The organism is Halarchaeum salinum, from assembly GCF_039520965.1.
Lineage (GTDB): Archaea > Halobacteriota > Halobacteria > Halobacteriales > Halobacteriaceae > Halarchaeum > Halarchaeum salinum.
Genome location: NZ_BAAABL010000033.1, coordinates 1 through 22,538, shown reverse-complemented (window position 1 = coordinate 22,538; position 22,538 = coordinate 1). Strand labels below are relative to the sequence as shown.

Annotated in this window: 26 protein-coding genes, 1 tRNA gene and 2 pseudogenes; 17 read left to right on the top strand and 12 right to left on the bottom strand. The window is 67.4% G+C overall.

Translation table 11 applies throughout. The features are described from left to right. Positions 1–213: 213 nt before the first annotated feature. Positions 214–1,287 (top strand): glutathione S-transferase family protein, encoded by a 1,074-nt coding sequence (locus tag ABDZ36_RS03310; protein ID WP_211311680.1) that lies wholly within the window; start codon positions 214–216, stop codon positions 1,285–1,287. Positions 1,288–1,440: 153 nt separating this feature from the next. Here the strand turns inward: ABDZ36_RS03310 and ABDZ36_RS03305 are convergent, their stop codons facing one another. Beyond that, a complete protein-coding gene (locus ABDZ36_RS03305) occupies positions 1,441–2,412 on the bottom strand; it encodes a replication factor C small subunit (RefSeq protein WP_211311682.1) in 972 nt (323 codons plus the stop codon). 118 nt (positions 2,413–2,530) lie between these two features. Here ABDZ36_RS03305 and samp2 point away from each other — a divergent pair, with 118 nt between their 5' ends. Both samp2 and ABDZ36_RS03295 read left to right on the top strand, forming a co-directional pair. Next, complete coding sequence (gene samp2, locus ABDZ36_RS03300; RefSeq protein WP_211311683.1) at positions 2,531–2,728, top strand: ubiquitin-like small modifier protein SAMP2; 198 nt, start codon at positions 2,531–2,533, stop codon at positions 2,726–2,728. Next, positions 2,718–3,260: a GNAT family N-acetyltransferase gene (locus ABDZ36_RS03295; protein WP_211311684.1), complete on the top strand. Its 543-nt coding sequence runs from the start codon at positions 2,718–2,720 to the stop codon at positions 3,258–3,260. The genes samp2 and ABDZ36_RS03295 overlap by 11 nt, the downstream gene beginning before the upstream one ends. On the opposite strand, the gene ABDZ36_RS03290 is transcribed toward ABDZ36_RS03295, so the two are convergent. Beyond that, on the bottom strand, positions 3,252–4,631 hold the full coding sequence (locus ABDZ36_RS03290; RefSeq protein ID WP_211311685.1) for a phosphoglucomutase/phosphomannomutase family protein: 1,380 nt from the start codon (positions 4,629–4,631) through the stop codon (positions 3,252–3,254). The genes ABDZ36_RS03295 and ABDZ36_RS03290 overlap by 9 nt on opposite strands. A 160-nt stretch (positions 4,632–4,791) precedes the next feature. On the opposite strand from ABDZ36_RS03290, the gene ABDZ36_RS03285 reads away from it, so the two are divergent. Next, on the top strand, positions 4,792–5,058 hold the full coding sequence (locus ABDZ36_RS03285) for an NADPH-dependent FMN reductase (RefSeq protein WP_211311686.1): 267 nt from the start codon (positions 4,792–4,794) through the stop codon (positions 5,056–5,058). Positions 5,059–5,815: 757 nt separating this feature from the next. Here the strand turns inward: ABDZ36_RS03285 and ABDZ36_RS03280 are convergent. After that, on the bottom strand, positions 5,816–6,241 hold the full coding sequence (locus ABDZ36_RS03280; protein ID WP_211311687.1) for an iron-sulfur cluster assembly scaffold protein: 426 nt from the start codon (positions 6,239–6,241) through the stop codon (positions 5,816–5,818). Positions 6,242–6,424: 183 nt separating this feature from the next. Between ABDZ36_RS03280 and ABDZ36_RS03275 the strand changes: the two genes are divergently transcribed. Beyond that, positions 6,425–6,883 (top strand): hypothetical protein, encoded by a 459-nt coding sequence (locus tag ABDZ36_RS03275; RefSeq protein ID WP_211311688.1) that lies wholly within the window; start codon positions 6,425–6,427, stop codon positions 6,881–6,883. Positions 6,884–6,886: 3 nt separating this feature from the next. On the opposite strand, the gene ABDZ36_RS03270 is transcribed toward ABDZ36_RS03275, so the two are convergent. The 4 genes from ABDZ36_RS03270 to ABDZ36_RS03255 all read right to left on the bottom strand — a co-directional run bounded on the left by ABDZ36_RS03270 (position 6,887) and on the right by ABDZ36_RS03255 (position 9,659). After that, complete coding sequence (locus tag ABDZ36_RS03270; protein ID WP_211311689.1) at positions 6,887–7,096, bottom strand: glycine zipper 2TM domain-containing protein; 210 nt, start codon at positions 7,094–7,096, stop codon at positions 6,887–6,889. A gap of 72 nt (positions 7,097–7,168) precedes the next feature. Further along, on the bottom strand, positions 7,169–8,416 hold the full coding sequence (locus ABDZ36_RS03265) for an aminotransferase class V-fold PLP-dependent enzyme (RefSeq protein WP_211311690.1): 1,248 nt from the start codon (positions 8,414–8,416) through the stop codon (positions 7,169–7,171). A 185-nt stretch (positions 8,417–8,601) separates the two neighbouring features. Next, entirely contained in the window at positions 8,602–8,904 is a 303-nt protein-coding gene (locus ABDZ36_RS03260) for a DUF424 domain-containing protein (RefSeq protein ID WP_211311691.1), read from the bottom strand. Next, positions 8,901–9,659, bottom strand: coding sequence for a tetratricopeptide repeat protein (locus ABDZ36_RS03255; protein WP_211311692.1), 759 nt, complete (start codon positions 9,657–9,659; stop codon positions 8,901–8,903). The genes ABDZ36_RS03260 and ABDZ36_RS03255 overlap by 4 nt, the downstream gene beginning before the upstream one ends. Before the next feature lie 53 nt (positions 9,660–9,712). On the opposite strand from ABDZ36_RS03255, the gene thpR reads away from it, so the two are divergent. Further along, on the top strand, positions 9,713–10,273 hold the full coding sequence (gene thpR, locus ABDZ36_RS03250) for an RNA 2',3'-cyclic phosphodiesterase (RefSeq protein ID WP_211311693.1): 561 nt from the start codon (positions 9,713–9,715) through the stop codon (positions 10,271–10,273). 2 nt (positions 10,274–10,275) lie between these two features. Here the strand turns inward: thpR and ABDZ36_RS03245 are convergent, their stop codons facing one another. Then, positions 10,276–10,719, bottom strand: coding sequence for a DUF7522 family protein (locus ABDZ36_RS03245; RefSeq protein ID WP_211311694.1), 444 nt, complete (start codon positions 10,717–10,719; stop codon positions 10,276–10,278). Between the two features lie 103 nt (positions 10,720–10,822). Between ABDZ36_RS03245 and ABDZ36_RS03240 the strand changes: the two genes are divergently transcribed. The 5 genes from ABDZ36_RS03240 to ftsY all read left to right on the top strand — a co-directional run bounded on the left by ABDZ36_RS03240 (position 10,823) and on the right by ftsY (position 13,888). After that, on the top strand, positions 10,823–10,975 hold the full coding sequence (locus tag ABDZ36_RS03240; RefSeq protein WP_211311695.1) for a 50S ribosomal protein L39e: 153 nt from the start codon (positions 10,823–10,825) through the stop codon (positions 10,973–10,975). A gap of 2 nt (positions 10,976–10,977) precedes the next feature. After that, positions 10,978–11,259, top strand: coding sequence for a 50S ribosomal protein L31e (locus ABDZ36_RS03235; RefSeq protein WP_211311696.1), 282 nt, complete (start codon positions 10,978–10,980; stop codon positions 11,257–11,259). 7 nt (positions 11,260–11,266) lie between these two features. Next, positions 11,267–11,929 carry a translation initiation factor IF-6 gene (locus tag ABDZ36_RS03230; RefSeq protein ID WP_211311697.1) on the top strand — a complete coding sequence of 221 codons (663 nt, stop codon included), beginning with the start codon at positions 11,267–11,269 and terminating at the stop codon, positions 11,927–11,929. Positions 11,930–12,019: 90 nt separating this feature from the next. Continuing rightward, the gene (gene pfdA / locus ABDZ36_RS03225) at positions 12,020–12,490 is read left to right on the top strand and encodes a prefoldin subunit alpha (RefSeq protein ID WP_211311698.1); all 471 of its coding nucleotides are present in this window, start codon (positions 12,020–12,022) and stop codon (positions 12,488–12,490) included. 6 nt (positions 12,491–12,496) lie between these two features. Then, on the top strand, positions 12,497–13,888 hold the full coding sequence (gene ftsY / locus ABDZ36_RS03220) for a signal recognition particle-docking protein FtsY (protein WP_211311699.1): 1,392 nt from the start codon (positions 12,497–12,499) through the stop codon (positions 13,886–13,888). Between the two features lie 59 nt (positions 13,889–13,947). Here ftsY and ABDZ36_RS03215 read toward each other — a convergent pair whose 3' ends face one another. Both ABDZ36_RS03215 and ABDZ36_RS03210 read right to left on the bottom strand, forming a co-directional pair. Then, positions 13,948–14,394 carry a JAB/MPN domain protein-containing protein gene (locus ABDZ36_RS03215; RefSeq protein ID WP_425545300.1) on the bottom strand — a complete coding sequence of 149 codons (447 nt, stop codon included), beginning with the start codon at positions 14,392–14,394 and terminating at the stop codon, positions 13,948–13,950. Between the two features lie 2 nt (positions 14,395–14,396). After that, positions 14,397–14,657 carry a DUF7967 family protein gene (locus ABDZ36_RS03210; protein WP_211311700.1) on the bottom strand — a complete coding sequence of 87 codons (261 nt, stop codon included), beginning with the start codon at positions 14,655–14,657 and terminating at the stop codon, positions 14,397–14,399. 84 nt (positions 14,658–14,741) lie between these two features. On the opposite strand from ABDZ36_RS03210, the gene ABDZ36_RS03205 reads away from it, so the two are divergent. Further along, positions 14,742–16,532, top strand: coding sequence for an excinuclease ABC subunit C (locus ABDZ36_RS03205; protein ID WP_211311701.1), 1,791 nt, complete (start codon positions 14,742–14,744; stop codon positions 16,530–16,532). 56 nt (positions 16,533–16,588) lie between these two features. Beyond that, a complete protein-coding gene (locus ABDZ36_RS03200) occupies positions 16,589–17,677 on the top strand; it encodes an SPFH domain-containing protein (RefSeq protein WP_211311702.1) in 1,089 nt (362 codons plus the stop codon). On the opposite strand, the gene uvrB is transcribed toward ABDZ36_RS03200, so the two are convergent. Further along, the gene (gene uvrB / locus ABDZ36_RS03195) at positions 17,678–19,735 is read right to left on the bottom strand and encodes an excinuclease ABC subunit UvrB (protein ID WP_211311703.1); all 2,058 of its coding nucleotides are present in this window, start codon (positions 19,733–19,735) and stop codon (positions 17,678–17,680) included. A gap of 86 nt (positions 19,736–19,821) precedes the next feature. Here uvrB and ABDZ36_RS03190 point away from each other — a divergent pair, with 86 nt between their 5' ends. The 4 genes and pseudogenes from ABDZ36_RS03190 to ABDZ36_RS14865 form a co-directional block, all read left to right on the top strand. Next, a complete protein-coding gene (locus ABDZ36_RS03190; protein ID WP_211311704.1) occupies positions 19,822–20,097 on the top strand; it encodes a DUF7553 family protein in 276 nt (91 codons plus the stop codon). Positions 20,098–20,330: 233 nt separating this feature from the next. Next, complete coding sequence (locus tag ABDZ36_RS03185) at positions 20,331–21,752, top strand: PAS domain-containing protein (RefSeq protein WP_211311705.1); 1,422 nt, start codon at positions 20,331–20,333, stop codon at positions 21,750–21,752. 33 nt (positions 21,753–21,785) lie between these two features. Continuing rightward, positions 21,786–22,022: pseudogene (locus tag ABDZ36_RS14870) on the top strand (ATPase domain-containing protein); the annotation flags it as partial. Positions 22,023–22,087: 65 nt separating this feature from the next. Beyond that, a pseudogene (locus ABDZ36_RS14865) lies at positions 22,088–22,317 on the top strand (ATPase domain-containing protein); the annotation flags it as partial. A 17-nt stretch (positions 22,318–22,334) separates the two neighbouring features. Here ABDZ36_RS14865 and ABDZ36_RS03175 read toward each other — a convergent pair. Continuing rightward, positions 22,335–22,410 (bottom strand) — tRNA-Cys (locus ABDZ36_RS03175). Between the last annotated feature and the right edge of the window lie 128 nt (positions 22,411–22,538).

The window sequence follows — 22,538 nt, the reverse complement described above, 5'->3', positions numbered from 1 at the left end:
CCTACGGCCCCTCCTCGGCCTCGCGCTTCGCGCGAGTGATACCGCTCGCTCGCGGACGCGAGCCCGCACAGCACGGTTCGCCCGCTATCGGCGAGGCTCGACCGATCCGGCGAGGAACTGAACGCAACAGCGCAGATGGCCAACCAGATCTTGATTACACAGAATCGAGGAGAAAGCCCCGTGCTTTTGCGCCGCGCGCGCCTATTCGTGCGTATGGCTCGAATGATCGACGGGGAGTGGCGCTACGACGTCGAGCAGATACAGAGCGACGAGGAGGGGGAGTTCGAGCGCGACACGACATCCTTCCGGGAGTGGATCGCGGGGACGCGACGCGGCCCCGGCGACATCGTCGAGGACGGCCCCGAACCGGAGGCCGGGCGCTACCACCTCTACGTCTCCTACGCCTGCCCGTGGGCGCATCGGACGCTCTTCACGCGCGCCGTGAAGGGCCTGGAGGACGTCATCAGCGTCGACGTCGTCGATCCCGTGCGGAAGAACGAGGGGTGGGAGTTCGCCCCCGAGAAGCCCGGCTGTACCGAGGAGAGCCAGTACGGCTTCGACTACCTCCGCGAGATCTACGCCGAGGCCGACGAGAACTACACGGGCCGCGTCACGGTGCCCGTCCTCTGGGACAAAGAGGAGGAGACCATCGTGAACAACGAGTCCGAGGAGATCATGCGGATGCTCGACAGTGGGTTCGACAGGACCGGAGAGGAGCGAAGCGACGATACGGTCGAGTCGGGAACGCGAAGCGATCCCGGCGCGATCGCCGAGAACGACGTCGACCTCTACCCCGAGGGCTATCGCGCGGAGGTCGACGACGTCATCGACGAGATCTATCCCGTCATCAACAACGGCGTCTATCGGGCGGGCTTCGCGACGTCACAGGACGCCTACGACGAGGCCGTCACGGACCTCTTCGACGCGCTTGATCGGTGGAACGAGCGCCTCGCCGACCAGCGCTACGCCGCCGGTGACCGGCTCACTCTCGCCGACGTCGCGATGTTCACGACGCTCTACCGCTTCGACGAAGTGTATCACACCCATTTCAAGTGCAACGAGAAGCCGATCGCGGACTACGATCACCTCTGGCCGTACCTCCGCGAGCTCTGCCAGCTCCCGGGCGTCGAGGCGACACTCCACATGGACCACGTAAAGAACCACTACTACCGAAGCCACCCGGACGTCAACCCCTCGACCCTCGTGCCGGTCGGCCCCGATCCGGACTTCTTCGCGCCGCATGGTCGGGACGACCTACCCGGCGGGCCGCCCGCCGATCTCGCGTAAGGCCGGCTACTCGCCGTCGGCTTCGAGCACGACCGACGCCAGCAGCGCTTCGAGTTGCACCTGCTGCGTGGACCGTTTTCCGACTCGGGTCGCGTCGCGACCGCTCGCCGCAAAACCCTCCGCGAAAAAACCGCGAGCGGCGTTCACCGCTCGCTACTCGTCGCTCTCGCTCTCCAGCGCGACCGACGCCAGCAGCGCTTCGAGTTGCACCTGCTCGTTCGCGCCCTCGGCGATCCGATAATCGGCCTCGCCGATGCGGTCCATGAGGCGCACGGCCTGTTTCTCCGCGAGGTCGAACTCCCAGACGGAACGGTGCAGTTGGTCGATAATGTCGCCGCCAGCGAGGCCGCGCTCGCTGAGGAGGTCGTCGAGGGTGGCGCGCGCGGCGACGAACTCGCCGCCGATCGCTTCGGTCACCATCTCCTCGATCTCCTCGGGGCGCGCGGTGCTCGTGATCGCGTACACCGTCTCCTCCGTCACCGAATCGCCGGTCGCCGCGGCGGCCTGGAGAGCGTTGATCGCGCGGCGCATGTCGCCGTCGGCGGCGTAGACGAGCGCGTCCACACCGTCCGCGGTGTAGTCAACGCCCTCGGCCTCCGCGACATGGCGGACGCGCTGGGCAACGGCCTCGTCTTTCAGGCCGGCGAAGCGGAAGACCGCACAGCGGGACTGGATGGGGTCGATGATCTGCGAGGAGTAGTTACAGGAGAGGATGAAGCGGACGTTGTTCGAGAACTGCTCCATCGTCCGGCGGAGCGCGCTCTGGGCGTCGCTGGTGAGCGCGTCGGCCTCGTCGAGGAAGATGACGCGGTAGTCGTAGCCGCCGAAGGAGGCACGCGCGAAGTTCTTGATACGGTCACGGACGACGTCGATCCCGCGCTCGTCCGAGGCGTTCAGTTCGAGGAAGTTCGCCTGCCAGTCGTCCCCGTAGAGTTCGCGCGCGATGGCGGTCGCCGCGGTCGTCTTGCCCGTCCCCGCGGGCCCCGCGAAGAGGAGGTTCGGGAGGTCGTCCTCGGCGACGTAGCTCTGCAACCGCGAGACGACGTCCTCGTGGCCGACGATGTCGTCGAGCGCCTCCGGTCGGTACTTCTCGACCCAGATCTCCTGTCGCCCCGCGTCTGCCATACCGGAAGGAAGCGCCCGGCGTCCCATAAGCGCCCCGAAGCGGCGGATCGACGAACGACGACGAGACGCTCACGCGCGACGGCGACACGCTGATACACGCCGGCGTCCACGCACACGTATGCACGTCACCGTCGAGGTCGTCGGCGAGGACGTCCACGAGTTCGACATCGAGGGGGCGTCCTACGCCGACCTTCTGGAGCGCGTGGACCTCAGTCCCCACGAAGTGTCCGTGATGGTCGACGGCCGCCCCGTGCCGGAGGATCAGCCCGTCGCGAGCGATCACGTAACCGTCCTCAGACTCGTCCGTGGCGGCTGAGCGCGGAGTCAAGATCCGGCCGGCCCGGGCGGGCGAACGTGTCGCCGTCCTCCGCGTGCTCGACGCCGCGATGTTGACGACGGACGCCGACGCGCTCGCCGAGCGGATCGCGGCGGGACGCGTGCTCGTGGCCGTCACGCCGGCGACCGGAAGCGACACGGAAGCGACCGACGAGCGCGTCGTCGGTGCGATCGAGGTCGGCGAGCGGAAAGGGAAACGAAGCGACGAGAGGTACGAAGCGAGCGACGGTGCACGCAGCGATGCGGGCGGCGTGGGTGGCGACGCGGAGCGCATGACGGGCGACGCAGGGCGCGTGAGTGACGACGCGGACGGCGGGCACATCGAAGCCATCGCCGTCCAGCGACGCCGCCGTGGACAGGGGATCGGCTCGGCGTTGATCGCGGCGGCCGCCGAGCGCTGGCGACCCCTGAGCGCCGACTTCGATGCCGACGTCCGGCCGTTCTACGAGAACGCGGGCTTCGAGATCACGGTACGCGAGGAAGACGGACGCTACCGTGGGCGACTACGCTAACGGCTCGACGAGGTCGCGCCCGGCGTCGAGGAGTTCCGCGACGCGCTCCTCGCTGCCGGCCTCGGCGTACACCCGCATCTTCGGTTCGGTCCCGGAGGGCCGAATGAGGATCCACGAGTCATCGACGAGTCGGACCTTGAAGCCGTCCGCGTCGTTCACGCCGTCGACGTCAACGCCCGCGACGGCGTCGGGGAGCGAGTCCGCGAGTTCGCTCACGACAGCGGCCTTCCGGTCGTTCGGGCAGTCGACGGAGGTCTTCGACTGGTACACCTCGCCGTATTCGTCCGTGAGCCGGTCCACGCGGTCATCGTAGGACTCCTCGGCGGCCGCGGCAGCGGCGACGAGCGCCATCAGGACGCCGTCCTTCTCGCGGACGTGGCCCTTGATGCTGAAGCCACCCGATTCCTCACCGCCCATCAGCGCGTCGCACTCCTTCATCTCCTCGGCGATCCACTTGAAGCCGACTACGGTCTCGTAGACCTCCTCGCCGTGCGCCTCCGCGACGCGATCGACGAGCGAACTCGTCGAGACGGTGCGGACCGCCGGCCCGGAGCGCTCGTCGAGGAGGAAGTCGTACGTCGCCGCGAAGAAGCGATTCTCGTCGAGGAAGCCCCGCTCGGGCGTGACGACCGCGATCCGGTCGGCGTCGCCGTCGTTCGCGATGCCGAGGTCCGCGTCGTGCTCCTGCACGGCGAGCGCGAGCCCCTGGAGGTTGGCGTCGTCGGGTTCCGGTGGGGTGCCGCCGAAGTCGGCGTCGCGCTCGCAGCGGTGGCGCTCGACGTCCGCGCCCGCCGATTCGAGGAGGCGATCGGTGACGTCCCGCCCGCTCCCGTGCATCGCGTCGTAGACCACGTCGAGGCCGTCGAGATCGGCGTCAACGAGGTCTCGACAGTGGTCGGCGTGTGGCGTCACGAGGTCGACTTCCGAGATTTCGCCGCGCTCGGCGTCGGGGTCGGCTTCGGGTGGGCGGAGGTGCGCCTCGATGGCCTCCGTGACGTGCGGAAGGGCGGGCGCGCCGTCCTCGGGAATGAACTTCACGCCGTTGTACTCGGGCGGGTTGTGCGACGCCGTCACGACGAGCGCGCCAGCGAGGTCGCGCTCGGCGATGGCGTGCGCGACAAGCGGCGTCGGGCAGTCCCGCTCGGGGAGGATGACGTCGTGGCCGTTGGCCGCGAGGACGTCCGCAATCTCCTCCGCGAACTCGCGGGAGGTCGGGCGGGCGTCGTAGCCGACGGCGACCGGGTCGCCCGCGTGCCCGACGTCGACGAGGTGGTCCACGGTCGCCTGCGCGACCATACGCACCCGCGGCGTCGTGAACACGTCGAGCGTCGCGCGCCAGCCGTCCGTGCCGAACGCGATAGCGTCGTCCATGGCCTATCTCCCGCCGCCGGCGGCAAAACGACTGCGGTCGGACGAACTCGACTGCCACGAGACGAGACAAGGAAAACCGACCTATAACGGCCTCCCACGGCCGTCACGCGGCGGGTCGATCAGTGGCCGTAAGGCGCTCGGGGACGAAACGACGACCATGATGGACCGACCGACGATCGTCGGCATCGCCGGGAGCCGCCGCGACGGGAGTTACACCAGAACCACGGTCGAACGTGTCCTCGACGCCTGCGAGGCCACGGGTGCCGAGACGGACCTGCTCGCGCTCGGCGACGTCGACCGGGCCTTCGACGACCGTGGGGGGATCATCGACCCGGACCTCAACGGCCGCGTCGAGGAGTTCGCCGAGAGCCTCGTCGAGCACGCCGAGCGATACCGGGACGCCGCGCCGCTCGCCCAGCGTCGGTAGCAGACGCCGGCTGAGAAGAAGGGCGGATTGGAAGAACGTGCACAACCGCCTCGAGCCCAAGAGTGCGCCGAGGTGCCATAAAATAACCAACACGTTTAGTGTTCTGTGATTGTTCGGTGAAATCATGAAGACATCAAGTCGGCGGAAGCTGCTATCAGGGATCGCCATCGCAACGGTTTCCGGGCTCGCGGGGTGTGGGGGGAGTAGCGGCGGTGGTAGTCCGAGCTCAACGACACGACAAAAGCAGTGTACCGCCGTACATGTGTCGGATATAGAATCTCAGTCACATCTCTTCGGCGATAACGAGTACAGTGCGACACTGGTGAATCAGGGTGATATAGCCGGGACAGTGACGCTCGAGTTAGCGTGGTATCCGACGGAAAGTTCGAACGCGCCAAGCGGAACGACGACGCAACGAGTGTCGATAGGCGCGCAGGCTACGAAGGATGTGACTATCAAAGCTAGCCCACCGACAGACGACTCGGACTACTACAACATGCAGATACGGAGTCAAGATTGCAAATACGAGTAGTACGTTCTCTGAGACACGGTTTCGGATATAGGAGCACCAAGCGTCGTTGACAGAAAACACCGGGTGAAGAGACAGGCGTTCGAGCCGGAGATTGACGGTATCAGCCTGATCGCATCACCAGTAACGCGTCGCAGCCCAGAGATGGACGCACACGATGGATGGCTATCTGCTGTCTCCGTCTGCGCATTGATTCGTAAACAGTACCGGGTCGCCCCGGCCCCTCTCTCACTCGTCGTCCTCGGTGGACGTAGCGTCGAGGTCCTTCTCGCCCCGATAGATGTCCGCGCCGTCCTGCACGACCTTCTCCGCGAGCACGGCACATTTGATCCGCATCGGCGTCACCTCGACGCCGAGGAGTTCGAGGACGTCGTCGCGATCGAGGTCGTCGATCTCGTCCAGCGTCATCCCGGGGAGCTCCTGGGAGAGCAGGCTCGCCGAGGCCTGGCTGATCGCACAGCCGTCGCCGTGGAACGCGACGTTCTCGACCGTCTCGCCGTCGTCCGCGAGTTCGACGTCGAACTCGATCTCGTCGCCACAGGAGGGGTTGAACCCCTCGTGGCTGAACGTCGGGTCGTCCAGTTCCCCGTGGTTCCGGGGGTTCCGGTAGTGGTCGAGGATCTGCTGTCGGTACATGTCCGATCCCATGCTCATGATGGCCGAACGTACGGACGTACGGCGGAAAAACGTTCCGTCGCCGGCGTTCTCGGGCGTCCTCGCCGACCTCGTCGCCGACGTTCTCGTGGAGCGATGGATGCCGACGTCCCGGGCCGCCGAGCGGCGTGTGCGGGACGATGGACCGTCGCGTTTTACCCGTTCCGTGCCGCACGGCGCAACGTGAGCCACAGGGACCGCCTCGCGCGAACGCTCCTCGACGAGTCGTGGGCGTACGGCTATACACTCACGATCTGGGGTGCGGGTGCGTTCCTCATCGCGGAGTTCGGCGTGCCGAGCCACCTCGACGTCATCGGCTACGTGACAGGGTCGCTTCTGGGCTTCGCAGCGCTCACATGGTACGGGTTCGGCGGCCTCCTCGTGAGCGTCGAGCGCGACAGCCGGGACATCCGCTCGGCCGTCGAGATGGTGCATCTCTTCGCGACGTTCTGCAACCTGCTCGGCGCGCTCGCCACGATCTGGCTCGCACACGCGCTGTCCGCCCCGGAGGCCGCCGTGTTCGGTCTCGTCGGCTTCGGGGCTACCGTCGGATACAGCCTCCTGTTGCTCGTCGAGGAGTACGTCGGCGAACGCTACCTCGACGACGCGACGCGTCCGGAGAACGATGTCGAAAACGAGTAGGCGTTACTCCTCGGCGGCGCGATCCGTGAGCTTCGCGTAGGCGCTCTTCGCGCCGACGCTCGTCTCGCCGACGAACGCGCCGGCGAGCGCGCCGACCGCACCGCCCGTGCTCGCCGCGTTCCGACTGACCAGACCGCCGATACCGGCACCGAGCGCCGCCCCGATCGCCGCGTACTTCGCACGGTTGACCGCTCGCGTGACTGCGTCCTTCATACTGCAACGTAATACGTGTGGCAGTATAAAAGCAGGGGGCGGGCGCGAAGGGGCCGCCCCGCGTGCGGTTGCTCAGCGGAAGATGTCGATCGCGCCCTCGACCCCCTCGATGAGCGTATCGACTTCCTCGCGGGTGTTGTAGAGGTAGAACGAGGCGCGGATGCTGGCGGGGACGCCCAGCGTGTCGTGGAGCGGCTGGGTGCAGTGGTCACCGGCCCGGACGGCGACACCGTAGTCGTTGAGGATGCTGGAGAGGTCGTGGGCGTGGATCCCCTCGACGTTGAACGCGACGAGGCCGCCGCGCTCGTCCGCGGGCGGACCGTAGATCTCGACATCGTCGAGCGTCGAGAGCTCGTCGTAGGCGTACTCGGTAACGTACTGCTCGTGGGCGTTGATCCGTTCGAGACCGATCTCATCGACGTAGTCGGCGGCCTCGGCGAACGCGATCCCCTCGGAGATGCTCGGCGTGCCCGCCTCGAACTTCCACGGGAGGTCGTTCCACGTCGCGTCGTCGTAGGTGACCTTCTTGATCATCTCGCCCCCGTAGAGGTAGGGGTCCATCGCTTCGAGGAGGTGCTGTTTGCCGTAGAGCGCGCCGATGCCCGTCGGGCCGGCCATCTTGTGCCCCGAGAAGGCGTAGAAGTCCGCGTCGATTTCCTCGACGTCGACCGGGCGGTTCGGGACGGCCTGCGCGCCGTCGACGAAGATCAGCGCGTCCTGCTCGTGGGCCATCTCCGCGAGTTCGCGCACAGGGTTGATCGTCCCGAGGACGTTCGAGGCGTGGACGACGGAGACCATCGCGGTGTCGTCGTCGATGAGGTCGCCGGCCGCGTCCATGTCGAGCGTCCCGTCGTCCTCGATGGGGATGTACTCGACCGTCGCGCCCGTCTTCTTCGCGATCTGCTGCCACGTAACGAGCGAGGCGTGGTGCTCCATCTGCGTCAGGACGACCGTATCGCCCTCGCCGAGTTCGTTCAGCCCCCACGCGTAGGCGACGAGGTTGAACGCCTCCGTCGTGTTCTTCGTGAAGACGATCTCCTCGCGTTCGCCCGACGCGCCGACGAACTCGGCGATCCGGTCGTGAGCCTCCTCGTACGCGATCGAGGCCTCCTGGCTCAGCTGATGGATGCCCCGATGGACGTTCGAGTTGTACTCGTAGTAGTAGTCCGTGATCGAGTCGACGACCCGGGTCGGCGTCTGGGTCGTCGCGGCGTTGTCGAAGTAGACGAGCGGCACGCCGTCGGCGACCTCGCGCTCCAGGATCGGGAAGTCCGCGCGGAGCGCCTCGACGTCGAGCGGGCTCTGTTCCTGCGTCCCCATATTGAGCGTAGCTAGAGCGTGAGAACGTTTGGTAGCTTCGGAAGCGCGAGCGGTTGCCGTCGTCGACGACGAGGCGGATGGGTGGACGCGGTCGATGGAGGTGAGAACGCGATACCGGTGCGTCGCGTGGCGGACGCGAGGGCGACGACGGTCGCGTCGGGCGGTGAGCGCGTCGCCCCCGCGGCCTACATCCGCAGGTATTGGGCGTGCGGGACGCCGCCGAGGTCGACGACGTTCGCTTCCGCGACGTAACCGGCGTCAATCGCTGTCGTGACGACGACGTCGCCGACGAGGTTGGCGACGCTCGCGCGCCCGAGGCTCTCCGTGAGGGCCTCGGTGTCGGTCTCGCTGTCGGCGTCGCCGTAGAACGACGGTTCGACGGTGACGGAGACGGTGCCGTTGTCGTACGTCTCGCCGACCGTCTCGCTGTCGGCGGCGGCGACGAGGAGGCCCCGATCGGTGCGGCGCTCGGTGAGATGGACGCTCATTCGCGCTGGCGTTCCTGCTCCACGAGGCGCTCCTCCTGGCGTTCGCGGATCTCCTCGGCCTGCTCGACGACGTCCGTTGCCTCTTCCTCGCGGCCGAGTTCGTCGAGCGCGCGGGCCTTCTCCTCGTAGACGTCGGCCTGCTTGAAGCCGAGGCGGATCGCGTTGTCGAGGGCGTCGAGCGCCGCCTCGTAGCGACCCTGCTCGTTCTCGATGAAGCCGAGGTTGTACCAGCCGTGCGGAAGGCGCTTGTCCTTGCGGACGGCGTCCTCGGCGTGCTGGTATGCCTCCTCGGTCTTCCCGTACTCCCAGAGGGCGTACGCGAGGTTCGTCTGTGCCTCGGCGGCGAACGGGCCGTCCTCGTCGACGTGGAGGGCCTCCTGGTGGGCGCTCGCGGCGGCGTCCCACTCCTCGAGTTCGGCGTGCGCGACACCCTGGTTCACCCGCGCCTCCTGCTCGTCCGTCTCGTCGTCAGTGAAGCGGGCGGCACGCTCGAAGGCATCGACGGCCTCCTCGAAGCGGTTGATCCCCATGTAGCTCAACCCGACGTCGATGAGCGAGTCGGCGTCCACCTTGTCCGCGGCGATGTTCGCGTCGTCGAGGAGGTCGACGAGGACCCGGTCGTCGACGGGATCGACTTCGGTCGGGTCGACGTCGAGCTCCGGTGGGTCGAGGTCGAACCCCTCGTAGGGGTCGTCGAACCCCTGGCCCTCGGAGAAACGGTGATCCGCGCCCTCGCGTGGCTCGCGGTCGGTCATAGTTCCGTTTGGCGGCCCGCGGGGTTAAGGGCTACGCCGCACGAGAGCCCGATATGCGGCTGTTCGTCAGCGTCGACCTCCCGGAGGAGCTCATCGGCCCGGTGCGCGACCTTCAAGCCGAGTTCGCGGACGCCGACGGCCTCGACTTCGTCGATCCCGCACAGGCGCACGTGACGCTGAAGTTCCTCGGCAACGTGAGCGACGGGGCGTACGAGGAGACGGTCGCGGCGCTCGAGCGCGCCGTCGAGTCCTCGTGCGTCGGGCCGTTCGATGCGACGTTCGGCGGGCTCGGCGTGTTCCCGAGCCTCGACTACATCAGCGTGCTGTGGCTCGGCGTCGACGGCGGGGCGGTCGAACTCGCGGCGCTCCACGAGGCCGTCGAACGCGAGTGCGTGGCCGCGGGCTTCGACCCCGTGGACGAGGAGTTCACGCCGCACGTCACGCTCGCGCGGATGCAACACGCCGGCGGGAAGGAGTTGGTGCAGCGCCTCGTCAGGGAGCGCGAGCCGACGGTGGGGACGGCGCGCGTCGCGGAGGTGCGACTGACGGAGAGCACGCTGACGCACGAGGGGCCCGTGTACGAGACACGCGAGCGGTTCGCGCTCGGGCGCTGACGCTACTCCTCGTCCGCGTTCTCGCTCTGACCGAGGTTCCCCTCGCGCCAGTGTTCGAGTGTCTCCTCGAGGGCGGCGGCACAAGATTCGACGTCCGTCATCGTCAGCCCGTCCGTGGTGAGGAACACGCCCTCGCGATCGGTGGTGACGCGGAGGAGATAGCCGTTCGTGAACGCGCGAATCGTGTAGTCGTATTCGCCGAGCTCGCTGCCCGCGTAGGCGTCCTGCGTGAGCTGGAAGGACTGCCACTCCGCGCCGATGAACGCCGAGAGGTCGGCGTCGCGTTCGAGGTCGGAGCGGAGGTAGACCTGCTCGTAGTCGGTGTGCGTGAAGTACGTCACCGACCGGAGGCTGTCGCCGAGCGCGGTGCGTGCGATAATTCGCAGGCGTTCGCGGGCCTCCTCGGAGAGCAGGTCGTGCTCCAGTTCGGCGTCTTCGTTGGCCATAGTGGGGGTGTCCGCGTACAGCCCCTTAACTGGTCGGGCAGGCCCGTACGGCCGGTCGAGAAGAACACTCTTTTAACTGCGGCGGCGAAACGTTCGTACCACTATGGGCAAGAAGTCCAAGGCCACGAAGAAGCGGCTGGCGAAGCTGGAGCGCCAGAACAGCCGCGTCCCGGCGTGGGTCATGATGAAGACGGACCGCGACGTGCAGCGAAACCCCAAGCGCCGCCACTGGCGGCGTAGCGACACGGACGAGTAACGATGAGCGCCAGCGACTTCGAGGAGCGCATCGTTACCGTCCCGCTCCGCGACCTGCAGGCCGTCGCAAAACACGAGCGCGCCGGGAGGGCCGCGACGCTCGTTCGCGAACACCTCGCGAAACACTTCTCCGCCGACGAGGAGGAGGTCCGACTCGATCCCTCGATCAACGAGGCCATCTGGTCGCGATCGAACAAGAACCCGCCGCGGAAGCTTCGCGTACGTGCCGCCCGCTTCGAAGAAGAGGGCGAGACGGTCGTCGAGGCCGAGCACGCAGACGAGTAACTACACCTTGCTCCGCGCTTCGTTCTCCGGATCACCGTACGTCGGCGTGTTCGCCCGCGCGACCGACCACTGCGTACTCGTCCGGCCCGACCTCGACGACGACCTCGTCGAATCGGTCGCAGAGGAGCTGGAAGTCCCCGCGATCCGCACGCGGGTCGGTGGATCGAGCACCGTCGGATCGCTCGCGGCCGGCAACGGCAGCGGTATCCTCGTCAGCGGCCGCGTCCGCGACCGGGAACGCGAGCGCATCGCCGCGGAGACAGACCGGCCCGTCGGGGCGCTCCCGGGTCGCGTCAACGCCGCCGGCAACGTCGTCCTGGCGAACGACACCGGCGCGTACGTCCACCCGGATCTCGACCGCGAGGCCGTGCAGGTCGTCCGGGACACCCTCGACGTCCCCGTAACGCGCGGGCACATTGCGGACGTCGAAACCGTCGGGACGGCCGCCGTCGCGACGAACGACGGCGTCCTCTGTCACCCGAAGACGACCGACGACGAACTCGACGCGCTCGAGGACGTCCTTGGCGTCCCCGCCGACATCGGCACGATCAACTACGGCGCACCGCTCGTCGGCTCCGGCCTCGTCGCCAACACGCAGGGCTACGTGGTTGGTGAGGACACGACCGGCCCCGAACTCGGCCGGATCGAGGACGCCCTCGGCTACATCTAGGCTTCTTTCATTTCTCCGGTCTCATCGAGCTGTGAAACGCCCACACGCAACATCCTAAGATACTTCCCGCTCGCGGCCCCGAATTTACGCATGAGTCTCGGAGGCGGCGGTGGCGGTCGACAGCAGCTACAGGAACTCTCCCAACAGATTCAGGCCCTCGAAGAGGAGCAGGCCGAACTTGAGGCGGAGGTCGAATCCCTCGAACAGGAAAAGCGTGAGGCCGACGAGGCCATGGAAGCGCTGAACACGATCGAGACCGGCTCGACGGTGCAGGTGCCGGTCGGTGGCGGCGCGTACGTCCGCGCGGAAGTCAAGGACATCGACGAGGTCGTCGTCGACATCGGTGCCGACTACTCGGCCGAGCGCACCCAGGAGGGTGCCGTCGAGAGCCTGGAGACGAAAAAGGAGACGCTCGACGAGCGCATCGAGGACGTCCGCGAGGAGATCGCGGAGGTCGAAGAGGAGAGCGCGCAGCTCGAACAGCAGGCCCAGCAGGCCCAACAACAGATGATGCAACAGCAGATGCAACAACAGCAGGGCCAGCAGGGCGACGGCGAGTAACACCACATGTTCGACGGGCTGAAGGAGAAGCTCGGTCGGTTCCGCAAGGACGCCGAGGAAGTCGCGGAGGAGAACGCCGAGGCGGTCGAAGCCGAGGACGAGGCCGAGACTGCGGAACCGACCGAAGAGACGGCGGCCGACACCGAGTCGGGCGCTGACGTCGCGGAGCCGGCCGACGCGACGGCTGGCGGGCAGACGACCGACGAGTCGGCGACGGAGCCACAGGCTGCGGAACCCGCGGGCGAACCTGAGGACGAACCGACGAGCGACGCGTCCGCAGCGGCCGAGGCGGCGACGACGAGCGAGTCGACAGCGGAGCCCGAACCGTCCGCATCGACGGCGAGCGAACCGGCGACGGAGCCGCCGACCGAGCCGGAATCCGAGCGGACGGACGAGGCGGCTACCTCGGCGGGGGCGGAATCGGACGAGGGAGCCGAGCCCGAAGAAGGGACGGAACCCGAAGCGGAGACCGAGCCGGCGGACGAGAGCGACGAGTCCTCATCGGGCTTCGGCTTCGCGAAGAAGGCTAAATCCGCGGTGCGCGGGCGGGTCGTCATCGAGGAGGAGGATCTAGAGGACCCGCTCTGGGAACTCGAGATGGCGCTCCTCGAGAGCGACGTCGAAATGAGCGTCGCGGAGGCGATCCTCGATCAGATCCGCGCGGAACTCGTCGGCCAGGAGCGCAAGTTCACGGAGTCGACGGGCGATCTCGTAGACGAGGCGCTGCGCGACGCGCTGCTCTCCGTCATCGGCGTCGGGCAGTTCGACTTCGACGAGCGCGTTGCCGAGGCCGACAAACCGCTCGTCATCGTCTTCACCGGCATCAACGGCGTCGGGAAGACGACGAGCATCGCGAAGCTCTCGAAATACCTCGACGACCGGGGGTTCTCCTCGGTCATCGCGAACGGCGACACGTATCGCGCCGGCGCGAACGAGCAGGTGCGCGAGCACGCCGAAACCCTCGACACGAAACTCATCGCGCACGAGCAGGGCGGCGACCCGGCGGCCGTCATCTACGACGGCGTCGAATACGCGGAGGCGAACGACATCGACGTCGTCCTCGGCGACACCGCGGGACGGCTCCACACCTCCGATGACCTGATGGAGCAGCTCGCGAAGATCGACCGCGTCGTCGATCCGGACATGACGCTCTTCGTCGACGAGGCCGTCGCCGGGCAGGACGCGGTCAACCGCGCGCGCGAGTTCGACGACGCTGCGGAGATCGACGGCGCGATCCTGACGAAGGCGGACGCCGACTCGCAGGGCGGTGCCGCCATCTCCGTCGCGTACGTCACCGGGAAACCGATCCTCTTCCTCGGAACCGGCCAGGGGTACGACGACCTGCAACGCTTCGACCCCGAAGCGCTCGTCGACGACCTGCTCGGACTCGAGGAGTAGCGCGGAACCGGCCGCTCCGCGACGTGCTGCGGGCCGTGGCAATTTTACGCGAGCGTGACTCAGATCGTCTCCTCGGGCGCGCTCGCGGCGAGGAGGACGAGGTCGCGCCGGCCACGACGGTCGTAGGCGCGGACGTCGTCCGCGGACCAGGGCGGGACGGCGACGAGCAGTCGGGCCGCGAGATCGTCCGTCACCGACGGGTCCGGGTCGCCGTCCGGATGGGAGAGGAACCGCCCGCGGGTCCGTCCGGACGGCGTAGCGAGGTCGACGCCGAAGACCGCGGTGAGCGCGCTGCCGGCGTCCGGGAGATAGAACTCGGCGAAGACCGGCGTGTCAGCCGGGACGTCGGCGAGTGGCGTGCCGGGCCCGTCGTCGGCATCGAGGTCGCCGGCGGGCCGTACGGTGAGTACGACGGAGAGCGTGTCCGGCTCGGCGTCGGTGGCGAGTTCGCAGAGCGCCTCGACGAGCGCGCGCGTCGCGTACACCGGGTCAACGTCGTCCGCCACCGTCAGACCGGATCACCCGGGGCGTTCGACTCGCGGACACGCTCGACCTCGGTTCGGTACCGGTCGGCGACGTCGTCGTCCGCGACCGGCACGAGTTTCGCAGGGTCGACGTCGCGGGCGGCGGTCGGGTCGGGAGCGTTCAGCGACTGTTGTTTCTCGAAGCGGCGTTCGCCGTCCGGCGTCGCGTAGCGGACCGTGAGCATCCCCTTGTCGGTGTACTCGCGGCCGACGAACCAGACGCGGACGTCCTCGTCGTCGCTCATACGTCGTCCGTGGGGCCGGGCGCGTTTGGCTCTGTGGGTCGACGAGCGCGACGTTCAAACGCCCGCGGGCGCTAGCACGGGGTGATGGACGACGAGGCGGTGCGCGAAGCCGCAGGCTCCCTCCCGACGGAGCCCGGCGTCTACCAGTTCCAGCGCGACGACGGCACGACGCTCTACGTCGGAAAAGCCGTCGACCTGCGCGCGCGGGTGCGTTCGTACGCGGATCCCCGCTCGGCGCGGATCGCGCGGATGGTCGAGCGCGCCGAAACGCTCGGTTTCGCGGTGACGGACACGGAGACCCAGGCCCTCCTCCTGGAGGCGAACCTGATCAAGCGCCACCAGCCGAAGTACAACGTCCGACTGAAGGACGACAAATCCTACCCGCTCGTCCAGTTCACGGCCCACGCGTTCCCACGGATCGAGGTGACGCGCGACCCCGACGGGGGGAGCGAGGCACAGCGTACCACGGGACGGGCGAACGGGGACGCCGTGAGTCTGCCGGCGGTGTACGGCCCCTACACGGATCACGGACGCGTCGAGACGGTCGTGAAAGCGATCCGCGAGACGTACGGCCTACGGGGGTGTTCGGACCACAAGTTCGCGGGCCGGGAGCGGCCCTGCCTCGATCACGACATCGGGCTCTGCTCCGCGCCGTGTACGGATGAGATCGACGCCGCGGCGTACGCGGAGGACGTTGCGGCGGCCAAGCGGTTCTTCGAGGGCGAGACCGGCGCGCTCGCCGATCCGATCGAACGCGAGATGGAGCGGGCCGCGCAGGCCCAGGAGTTCGAGCGCGCCGCGAATCTCCGCGACCGCCTCGAGGCCGTCCGTGCGTTCCACGGCGGCGGCGGGGAGGCCGTCGCCGCACGGGGCGGTGAGCGTCACGTCGACGTCCTCGGGGTCGTCGTGGAAGGCGACACGGCGACCGTCGCGCGCCTCCACAGCGAGGGCGGCCAGCTCGTCGATCGCGAGCAACACACCCTCACCGCACCCGAAGGAGAGGAGCGCGTCGCGGACGTGCTCGCAGCGTTCATCCCCCAGTATTACGCCGAGCGGACGCTTCCGGACGCCCTGCTCCTCCCGGAGGATCCGGGCGACAACGACCTCTCGGCGTGGCTCGACGCCGAGGGCGTCGCCATGCGCGTGCCGGGGGCGGGCCGCGAGGCGAAGCTCGTCGACCTCGCGCTGAAGAACGCCCACCGGCGCGCGGGCGGCCGGGACGAGCTCTCGGCGCTTCGCGACGCCCTCGGCCTCGATCGGCGGCCGGTGCGGATCGAGGGTGTCGACGTCAGCCACGCGCAGGGGAAGGCCGTCGTCGGGAGCGACGTGACGTTCGTCGAGGGGAGCGCCGAGAAGGGCGACTACCGCCGGAAGAAGCTCGCGGAGGAGAACGACGACTACGCGAACATGTACCGACTCGTCTCGTGGCGTGCTCGGCGCGCCGTCGCGGGCCGGGACGACCGGCCCAATCCCGACCTCCTGCTCGTCGATGGTGGGCGCGGGCAGTTGGATGCGGCGCTGGACGCCATCGACGACGCAGACTGGGACGTCCCCGCGGTGGCGCTCGCCAAGCGCGAGGAGGTCGTGATCACGCCGAACGGCACGCACGACTGGGACGCGGACGCCCCGCAGCTACACGTCCTCCAGCGCGTCCGCGACGAGGCCCATCGCTTCGCCGTCCAGTATCACCAGAGCCTCCGTGACAGCGTCGACACCGCACTCGACGAGGTGGCGGGGATCGGTCCCGAGACGCGGAAACGCCTCCTCCGGCGGTTCGGGAGCGCCGAGGGCGTCCGGGCGGCGAGCGTCGCCGAGCTGCGGGACGTCGATGGCGTCGGGCCCGCGCTCGGCGAGCGCCTCGATCGGCGGCTCTAAGCGGCTGGGAACGAGGCGGGGCAACGGCTAAGGATGCCCGGCGGGATGGTTCACGTATGTCCGGGGACGACGCGACACGGCGGTTCTTCCGCACGCTCGGGCGCGCGAGCGCTCGCGTGCGACGCTGGCACCTCGTCGTCGGTGTCCTCACGCTCGCCGCGCTCCTCGTCGCCGCCAGCGTCGGAACGGGGGCGGTCCTCACCGTCCTCGCCCTGAGCGCGCTCGTCGTCCTCGGCGTCGAGAGCGTCGAGATCGTACAGGCATACGAGCGCCGCCCGTACACCGTCTTCGGGGCCTATCAGGGTATTCTCGGCCCAGGCCTCAATCTCGTCATCCCGTTCGTCACCGAGACGCACGCCTTCGACACGCGCACGCAGACTATCGAGGTACCGACGCAGGAGGCCATCACGCGCGACAACTCGCCGGTCCGCGCGAGCGCCGTCGTCTACCTCAACGTCGTCGACGCCGAGAAGACGTTCCTCGAAATCGACGGCTATCGCGACGCCGTCGCGTATCTCGCGCAGACGTCGCTGCGCGCGACCATCGGCAACATGGAGCTCGATGCGACGCTCAGCGAGCGAACGGCGATGAACGAGCGGATCCACGAGCAGCTCGACGAGACGGTCGCCGGGTGGGGCGTCGCCGTCGAGGCCGTCGAAGTGAAACGCGTCATACCGAGCGAGGGCGTCGTGAGCGCGATGGAGCGACAGAGCGCCGCCGAACGCCACCGCCGCGCCGCCATCCTCGAAGCACAGGGAGCACGGGGGGCGGCTGTCGAGCGCGCCCTCGGCGAGCAGCGGGCCGCGGTGTTACGTGCGGAGGGCACGAAGCGTGCGAGCGTCCTCGAAGCGCAGGGTGACGCCGCCGCGACGATCCTCCGTGCCCGCGCCGCCGAAGCGATGGGCGAGCGCGCGCTGATCGATCGGGGATACGACGCGATCGAGCGTATCGGGCGCGGCGCGGCGACGACGTACGTCGTCCCACAGGAACTCACGTCGCTCGTCGGGCGCTACGGCCGGCAGCTCGGCGACGGGAGCGAGAACAGCGCACTCACATCGAACGCCGTCGACCTCGTCGAACTCGATCTGGACGACGTGATCGAGACGCCCGCGGACGCCGACGCAGTCGAGATCGAAGTCGAGTAGCTACCAGTCCGCGTCCGGTTCGGGCGCGATCCCGTCGTCATCGGCGTCGAGGTCATGTTCCTCGCGAAGGTTGGTGATACGATCACGGATGTCAGCGGCGAGTTCGAACTCGAGGTTCGAGGCGGCCTCCTCCATCCGCGTTTCGAGCTCGGCGACGCGTTCGGCGGCAGCCTCGGCATCTGCCGGCGTCTCGCCACTCGTCGCGTCGCCGGTGTCGGTCTTCGTGCCGGGAAGGTTCGTCTCGGAGACCTCCTTCTGGATCGTCTGTGGGTCGACGCCGTGCTCCTCGTTGAACGCCTGCTGAATCTCGCGGCGGCGCTCGGTCTCCTCGATGGCCTCGGTCATCGCGTCCGTCGTCTCGTCCGCGTAGAGCACGGCTTTCCCGTTCACGTTGCGCGCCGCGCGCCCCATCGTCTGGATGAGGCTCGTCCGCGAGCGAAGGAACCCCTGCTGGTCGGCGTCGAGGATCGCGACCAGGGACACCTCGGGGATGTCCAGGCCCTCGCGAAGGAGGTTGATGCCGACGAGGACGTCGAACTCGCCGAGGCGGAGACCGCGGATGAGTTCGTGGCGCTCCAGGGTGTCCGTCTCGTCGTGCATGTACTCGACGGCGACGCCGGCTTCCTCAAGGTATTCGGTGAGATCCTCAGCCATCCGCTTCGTGAGCGTCGTCACGAGCGTCCGCTCGTCGCGCTCGGCACGCTCGCGGACGCGCGCGAGCAGGTCGTCGATCTGCCCGTCCGCGGGCGACACCTCGATTTCGGGGTCGACGAGATGCGTCGGGCGGACGACCTGCTCCGCGATGCGCCCCGAGACTTCGCGCTCGTAGTCGCCCGGCGTCGCGGAGACGTACAGCGTCCTGTCCGTTTTCTCCTCGAACTCCTCGAAGCTCAGGGGACGATTCGCGTACGCCGTCGGGAGGCGAAAGCCGTTGTCGACGAGGCTCTCCTTGCGGGCTTTATCACCCGCGAGCTGGCCCTTGATCTGCGGGACGGTACGGTGGGACTCGTCGATGACCGTGAGGAAGTCGTCCGGGAAGTAATCGAGGAGGGTGTAGGGTGCATCCCCGCGCTCCCGATCGGAGAAGTAAAGCGTGTAGTTTTCGATCCCGGAGCAGTAGCCGGCCTCCTGGAGCATCTCGAGATCGAACGTCGTGCGCTCCTCGATGCGCTGGGCGGCCAGCAGGTCGCCCTCGCGTTCGAACTGGCCGACACGCTCCTCCATGTCCGCCTCGATCCGCGCCATCGCGTCCTCCAGTCGCTTCTCGGGGATCGAGTAGTGTTCCGCCGGGTGGAAGAGCACTGCGGGCTCCTCGGAGACCACCTCGCCCTCAAGCGGATCGAGCTTCGTCAGGCGATCGACCTCGTCGCCCCAGAACTCCACGCGGACAGCGTAGCGCCCGTACATCGGGTACACCTCGACGGTGTCGCCCCGGACGCGAAAGGTGCCCTGCGTGAAGTCCACGTCGTTGCGCTCGTAGTTCAGATCGACGAGCCGCGCGAGCAGTTCGTCGCGATCCAAGGTCTCCCCGCGCTCGACGGAGAGCGACATGTCGACGTAGTTCGACGGGTCGCCGAGCCCGTAGATCGCCGAGACAGACGCGACGACGATCACGTCATCACGCGTCAGCAGCGAGCGCGTCGCCGAGTGGCGCAGCCGGTCGATCTCCTCGTTGACCGAGGCGTCCTTGTCGATGTACGTGTCCGTCTGCTCGACGTACGCCTCGGGCTGGTAGTAGTCGTAGTAGGAGACGAAATACTCGACGGCGTTGTTAGGAAAGAGGTTCTTCAGCTCATCGTAGAGCTGCGCCGCGAGCGTCTTGTTGTGCGCGATGACGAGCGTCGGCTCTTGGACCTCCTCGATGACCCACGAGACCGTGTTCGTCTTCCCCGAACCCGTCACGCCGAGGAGCGTCTGGGCGTCCATCCCCGCCTCGAAGCCCGAGGCGAGCGCCTCGATCGCGTCCGGTTGATCCCCCGCCGGGTCGAACGGCGCGTCGACGCGAAACTCCCGTTCGGCGTCCGGGCGATCCGGTTGCAGCGGGACGGCGTCACTCATTAGACGTGTTTGGCGGCGTAGCTACGTAAGTGGCGTGCCGAGGACGCGTCGAAACGCTTAGGCGGCCGTTCGATGACTGGTACGTTATGGTGATCGAGGAACTCCGAAACGCGAGCGAAACGCTCGCCGCCGCCGCGGACGACTGTGACGACGACGACCTGCGCGACCGACTCGCCACGCAAGCTGACGCGCTCGGATCGCTCGCCGAGCAAGAGCGAGGGCCCGATCACGGTCGCCTCGCCCGACACACGCACGCGCTCCAAGACATCGCGTCGGACACGGACGACGAGGGCGTGACGGCGGCCGTCGACGACGCGCTCGATTCCGTGCGGTCCTATCGCGAAACGGTCAGCGGGGTTTGAACTACCCCTCCCGACTCCCTCGCCGTGGTCCGAGAGCGCGTGATCTCTCTCGTCATAGCGGGGAAGTAACGCGTTCCCGCGTGCGGTCAGAACGCTCCGCGTCCTGACGACGTCACGAACGACGCGAAGCGCCTTTTGAACGGCTCCCGTCGGGGTCTCCACCTCGAAATGTGCTGCATCCGGGCGCACGAAACGTGCCACAGATGGAAGTATCAGGACGCCGAAGGAGGGGCATGGACGAGGTGGGGGAGCGGGTGTTCGACGACACCAAGGGGGCCGAACGGGTGGTCCTCTTCATGTCGCCGGGCCGCGATCGCGAACTGCTCGCGGAGTGGTTCGGAACCGCCACCGACTACACCGTTGTCACCGCGACCGACACGGACGATCTCCCGGCCGACTACGACCTCTGCCTTCTCGACGACGACACGTCCAACGCGTGGCATGATGCCGTCAGCGAGCGGACAACCGACGCCAAGCCGATCTATCTGCCACACGTCCTACTGACGACACACGACCGCCAAGACACGTGGCACGCGGACAGTGTGGACGACGTCGTCTCACTCCCGGTTGGTCGAGATGAACTCCATCGGCGCATCGAGAACCACCTCCGGACGCGACGGGCGTCGCTCACCCTCGCCGAACGCGAACAGCGCCTTCGACTCTTCCAACGGGGAATTGAGGCCGCCTCACAGGGGATCACCATCGCGGATGCCGAGGCGGACGATATGCCCATCATCTACGCGAACGACGCCTTCCAGCGGATCACGGGATACGAAACCGACGAGGTGGTCGGACGAAACTGCCGGTTTCTCCAGGGACGGAACACCGACGAGGCGGCCGTCACGACGCTGCGTAAGGGGATTGAGCGCGGCGAACACGTCTCCATCGAGATCCTCAACTACCGGAAGGACGGGACGCCATTCTGGAATCAACTCGACGTCGTCCCCATACGTGACGACGACGGCGACATCACGCACTATCTCGGGTTCCAACAGGACGTGACACAGCGCAAACGCCGCGAGCTCCGCCTCTCCGTCCTCAATCGCGTCCTCCGCCACAACTTCCGGAACAAAATGACCGTCATCCGCGGCTATGCGGAGCGTATCGAGACCGGCGAGAGCGCACCCGAAGACGCAGAGAAGATCCGCCGCGCGGCGGACGAGCTCCTCCAAATCGGGACACAGATGTACGAGTTCGATACCCTCGTCGCTGACGGGGAGGCCGAGGACGAAGTGTTCGACGTCATTCCCCTCGTCAGAAGCGAAGTCGACGCACTCCGGAAACACGTCCCGAACTCCGACATCGCCACGGATCTCCCGGAACACGCCGTCATTACCAGTCACCCGTCGCTACGCGCCGCCCTCCGCGGGTTCTTCTCGCTCTTCGAGGACGACGCGACAGTGAAACTCGACATTGCGATCCACGAGCAGAACGATCGCGTCCGTCTCACCGTGACCGACCGGAGCGACGTGCTGAGTCGCCACGATATCGAGATCGTCGCACGGGACACCGAGACGCCGCTCGAACACCTCGACCGACTCGAACCCTGGTTGCTCCGGTGGGCGGTCGAGCAGTCGAGCGGCGAGTTTGGCGTCGAGACGGCCCACCAGTACCCGACCGTCACGATGCACCTGAACGCGGCCAAGTCGGAATAAGAGCTATTCGGGTCGCCCCTACACGGGGGACGAATGAGCGACGACAGCGACGACCGCATGAGTACCGGAGTGGCGGGTCTCGACGAGGTCCTCGGCGGTGGCCTCATCTCCAAGCAGAGCGACATGCTCCATGGGCAACCCGGGGCGGGGAAATCGCTCCTCGCACCCGTGTATCTCGTCGACGGCATCGAGCAGGACGAGGAGTGCCTCTTCGTCGCGCTGGAAGAGACGGAAACCGACATCCGACGGAACGCCGCCGCCATCGGTCTCGACATCGACGGAATCGCCGGCCTCGATCTCACTCCTGGATCGAGCGCGGTCACCGACGATGACCCCGAGCGACCGAAGGAGATATCAGCTACTTGGCTGACAACATCGTCCGTCTCCGCTACATCAAGATGGACGGCGAGTTGCGGAAGGTCGTCGGCGTCCTCAAGAAACGAACCAGCGACTCCCAACGCACCTCCGCGAGTTCGAAGTCACGCGCCACGGAAGCAAGACCGGCACACCGCTCACCGGTCTGCGGGAGATCCTCCGCGAGACGCCCGAACAGCCGGACGAATGAAACCGTATCCGTGAAAAAGCCAAGGGCCGGATTTGAACCGGCGGTGGGCGGCTCTGCAGGCCGCTGCGTTAGGCCGGACTCTGCCACCTTGGCGCGACTCGACGTAGCGGACTGGCGCGCTTAAACGTAGCGATCCGGTATGAAAGCCAGTTTGGAGAGGGCAGTCGCTCTCCGGAGAATGAATGTGGGGGCGTCCGATTTGGACGCCAACTATGAATAGC